Raw genomic sequence first — 4,101 nt, 5'->3', positions numbered from 1 at the left:
GGGACGCTTACGCCGGAGGTCGAGGCGCGGGTGCTTGCCCACCCGCAGTGGACCCAGCGGTGAGTCCGGCGTTCACCCCGGCCTCGGCCTGCTCGGACCAGCGGACGTGGAAGGTGGCGGACTGGCCGTCGAAGCCCTCGGGGACGACGGCGACACGCTGACCGCCGGCCAGCTCCGCCGCCCGCGCCAGCAGCCCGGCCGCGAAGGTCGGCTGATCCGCCACGATGTCGTTCAGCCACACCTCCATGGTGGTGGGCCCGCGCTCCACGATGCGCACCTCGCTGCAATTGGTGCTGCTGCGGAAGCCGAGCCGGGCCTGCGTCAGCGCCCTCCGGGGACCCGCCAGCCGGACCATGCCGAGCAGCGCGCGACCGAAGAGGGTGGAGAAGTAGCCATCGATGAAGCGCTCGCCGAGCGAGTAATAAGCGGCCTCGGTCGGCATGCCCGCGTAGACGTGATCCGCCGCGACGCGGAGGAACTGCTTCCACTGCTCAAGTGTGTAGGTGGGAGATAGCTTCTGCTCGAGGTCGAGTCCGGCTTCACACAGGCGCGTACGGCACGCGGGGGTGAGTCGGTTCTCGAGTGCCTTGAGGAAAAGCGCCTCGACGGTCCCTGCATAGACGAGCTTTTCGCCGGCCATAGGGCCGCCGGTATATCCGGTCGGCAGCCGTGCGCGCTACAGGCCCGTCCAGGGCCCGTGCATTTGTCTACAAAGGGTGAAATCCACAACGGTACGCACGCGCCCCGCGTTCGTGGATTCCCCCTCGGAAGTACGCCACCCCCTGGTGGGAGGATGTAGGGCCTACAGCCCCAGGACCGCGCGCCACCAGCCGAGGATGGTCAGCACGCCCTGGTTGCGGTCCTCGGTCCAGGAGGCGATGGCGTAGGTGGCGCTGCCGGCCAGCACGAGGCCGGACCAGAGCCAGGGGAGCCAGCGCGGAGTCTCCAGGACCTGGCCCGTGGCCTCAGCGGAGGATTCTGCGGAGCTCGAGTCCATCTTCCGTCTCCTCCTTGGCGAGGGTGCGCGAGGCGATGCCCGCCAGCTCCTTGTCCAGGGTTTCTGGCTTGCCGACCACCAGGGTGGGCCGCAGCCGCCGCACGGCGTGCTGGAGGCTCTCCTGGGTGGCGCTGTGCCCGATGACGCGGTTGCTCAGGTCCGGCTTCCAGAGCGCGCCCGCGAAGGGCACGTCCGAGGTGTACAGCAGCACGTCATCGTCCTGGATCCGGGAGGGCAGGGTGATGAGGAACTCGCTCTGGAAGCGGGGCCGGGAGTCCGGGGTGCGCAGGGTCGCGAGCTGGCGCGCCTCCTCGGGCGTCATGTAGGCGAAGTTCGCGGTGCTGAACACGCACCAGGCCAGGCCCGCCACCCAGAGGAGGCCCACGGTGGCACGCGCGGCGCGGGGCAGGTGCCAGAGCAGCGCCCCCAGGGCGACCGCGGCGAGCATCGGCACGTGCAGGGAGTAGCGCTCGTACTGACGGCCGGGGTCCAGCAGGTGCAGCCCCACCACCAGCAGGACGAACCACGTCAGGGGCGTGAGGCGACGGGCCCGGTAGGACTCGACGGCGCCGAGCGCCCCGGCGGTGAGCAGCGAGGGCAGCAGCAGGGCCAGCCACAGCGGGCCGAAGCCGGCGAAGGTGGTGTCGAAGTTGTAGAGCACCCCGCCGGCCCACGTCCTGGCCTCGAGCCACGCATAGAGCCAGCGCTGCACGGACGTGAGGGTGCTCGGCGGGCCGTGCCACGTGGCGACGAAGGCGGGATCCAACCGTCCGGGCAGCTGGAGGGGGCCCACCTTGAGGATGAAGGGCCAGAGCGGGTTGCCGTACAGGAAGATGTTCCGGACGAACCAGTGGCCGCCCAGCAGCAGCAGGGCCGCGCCCACCACCGCCGCCAGCCCCACCACCTGCCCCTTGCGGAGCTTCTGGCGCCAGGCGAAGAGCGCCGTGGCCACGGCTGGCAGCGTGGCCCCCATGTAGGGCCCCGTCAGCTTGCAGCCGGCCAGGATGCCTCCGACCCCCACGGTGATGAAGAGGCCGGAGCGGGCGCCCCGCGCGGCCAGGAAGAGGCCAGCGAAGACCATGCAGACCAGCGACGCGTTCGCCACGTCGATGTAGGCGGTCTTGAGCTGGCAGATGACCATGGGCAGTTGAAACGGGATGAGCGCCAGGGTGGCGGCCGGCTCGCGGGCCACGCCGAACCGGCGGCCCAGCAAGTAGAGCGCGACGCACGCGCCGGGCAGGAACAGCGGCTGCACCAGCTCCACCCACTGCATCGAGCCGGTGAGGACGACGAAGGTGGTGCCGATGATCTCCAGCGACTTGGGGTAGGCGTTGATGTAGTCGAGGTGGTCCGCCACCGGGAACGGCCCCAGGTCTCCCGTCTGGAAGGCGTGGATCATGAAGGGCAGGTGGTAGCAGGGGTCGTCCCACCCGAAGGACGGGAGCTGGGCGGCCAGCACCGTCCACACCATCAGCAGCGTGGCCACCACCGCCGAGATGCGGAAGAGCGGGCCGCGGGGCCACTGGAGGGCCCGGAGGGCCCGCAGCTCCTCACGCAGCTCGGCCAGCGTCCCGCGTCGGGCGAGGGCCGCGGCGGCGAGGGCGAGCGCCGAGCCGAGGAGCACCGGCTTGCGCAGCACCCCCACGGCACCGAGCACCGTCGGCAGGGCCACCGTCAGCGCGAGCAGGGCCGACCAGATGAGGAGCAGGCGCTCGGCCCCACGCGACTCGGGAGAGACCCAGAGGCTGATGCGCCGGGCCGCCAGGAACAGGGCGGCCAGGTAGAGACCGATCAACAGCAAGGAGAGCATGGTGAAGCGGAGACGCCGGGCTCAGGGCCGGCGCGTACAGATGAGCAGGACGTGGGGGTAGGGCAGGTAGTCGTCCAGGTGGCGGATGCGGACGTCGAAGCCCACCTCGCGCAGCAGGGTCGCCCAGTCCTCGTGGTGGCGGTAGCTGAGCTGATCCTCGGGAGCCATCACCCGGTCCAGCAGCCAGGTGAAGCCCAGCTTGTGCGCGGGGAAGGTGGTGATGTCCTTGACGAGCAGGGTCGCCCCCGGCTTGAGCCGCCGGTGGAGATCCTCGAGCACGGCGCGGTGGGCGTCATACGGGACGTGGTGCAGCACGTCGAGCGCGTAGGCGGCGTCGAACGTCTGGGTCTCCGGCAGCTCGCGCACGTCCGCGACCTCGAAGCGGGCGGGCAGGGCCATCCGGCTGGCCATGTCGCGCGCCATCTGGATGCGCTTCTCGTTGCGGTCCACGCCGAAGAGGGTCCGCTCCCGGGAACTCGCGGCGAAGTAGCCGGCGAAGAGGCCGAAGCCGCACCCCAGCTCGAGGATGTTGCCGCGCTCGGGCAGCAGCACGTCCATCACGCCCAGGATGCGCGCCCGGATGATGGTGAAGCGCAGCAGGCTGTAGACGCGAGGCACGGGCGGGTAGCAGGCCGCGATGCGCGCCAGGAGCCCGGTACGCTCCTTGTACTCGAGGCGGTTGGTCCGCTCGTCCGGTACTTCGGTGGGGGGGGGACGCACGGCTCTGGCTGGATTCATGCTCGCCTCCGGCGGGGTGACAGTCGACGCCGGTTCCTTTGGGAACGTGACGGGTTTTGCTAACTACCCGACGTCTCCGGGAATTGCCAGCCCCCGCCCCATGCCAGGCCCTCCTCAGTAGGCGGCCGCCAGGAGCACGCCCGCGACGAGGATCCCCACCGTGTAGCTCACCTTGTCCTTGAGGGCGAAGATGACGGGATCCTCGTTCACCTGGCCGCGGTGGGCCAGCAGCCACACCCGCCCCACCCAGTACATCATCACCGGACACAGCAGCCACAGCCGCTCCGGGTAGAGGTAGAGGGCCGTCACTTCCTTGCTGGTGATGTAGAGGGCGAGCACCAGCACGGACAGGTAGCCGCTCGACACGCCGAGGCTCGCGAGCTGCTCGTAGTCCCCGGCCACGTACCCGCGCCCCGGCGCCGCCGCCTCGTTGGCCAGCCGCAGCCGGCGCACCTCGCTCAGCCGCTTCACCAGCGCGAGCGAGAGGAAGAGGAACATGGAGAAGGTGAAGAGCCAGCTCGAGGTGGGCACGCCCACCGCCAGCGAGCCGCCGAAG

Annotated in this window: 4 protein-coding genes and 1 pseudogene; all 5 read right to left on the bottom strand. The window is 70.4% G+C overall.

Translation table 11 applies throughout. From position 1 onward, the window contains the following. Window positions 1–7: 7 nt before the first annotated feature. Window positions 8–640, bottom strand: a complete 633-nt coding sequence (locus VF697_RS15710; protein WP_331095776.1) for a TIGR02265 family protein — start codon at window positions 638–640, stop codon at window positions 8–10. Between the two features lie 162 nt (window positions 641–802). Continuing rightward, complete coding sequence (locus VF697_RS15705) at window positions 803–997, bottom strand: hypothetical protein (protein WP_331095775.1); 195 nt, start codon at window positions 995–997, stop codon at window positions 803–805. Continuing rightward, entirely contained in the window at window positions 966–2,807 is a 1,842-nt protein-coding gene (locus VF697_RS15700; protein WP_331095773.1) for a hypothetical protein, read from the bottom strand. Before VF697_RS15700 ends, VF697_RS15705 begins: the two co-directional genes overlap by 32 nt. A gap of 21 nt (window positions 2,808–2,828) precedes the next feature. After that, a complete protein-coding gene (locus VF697_RS15695) occupies window positions 2,829–3,545 on the bottom strand; it encodes a class I SAM-dependent methyltransferase (protein WP_331095771.1) in 717 nt (238 codons plus the stop codon). A 114-nt stretch (window positions 3,546–3,659) separates the two neighbouring features. Continuing rightward, window positions 3,660–4,101: pseudogene (locus VF697_RS15690) on the bottom strand (hypothetical protein); the annotation flags it as partial.

Source organism: Archangium sp. (assembly GCF_036388035.1).
Taxonomy (GTDB): domain Bacteria; phylum Myxococcota; class Myxococcia; order Myxococcales; family Myxococcaceae; genus Archangium.
The sequence above is the reverse complement of the archived record's forward strand: the minus strand, read 5'-3'. Positions and strand labels throughout refer to the sequence as shown.

What these genes read in the sequence shown, in the direction of transcription:
- VF697_RS15710 (WP_331095776.1), bottom strand. Translation starts at nt 640, where the DNA reads ATGGCCGGCGAAAAGCTCGTCTATGCAGGGACCGTCGAGGCGCTTTTC.
- VF697_RS15705 (WP_331095775.1), bottom strand. Translation starts at nt 997, where the DNA reads ATGGACTCGAGCTCCGCAGAATCCTCCGCTGAGGCCACGGGCCAGGTC.
- VF697_RS15700 (WP_331095773.1), bottom strand. Translation starts at nt 2,807, where the DNA reads ATGCTCTCCTTGCTGTTGATCGGTCTCTACCTGGCCGCCCTGTTCCTG.
- VF697_RS15695 (WP_331095771.1), bottom strand. Translation starts at nt 3,545, where the DNA reads ATGAATCCAGCCAGAGCCGTGCGTCCCCCCCCCACCGAAGTACCGGAC.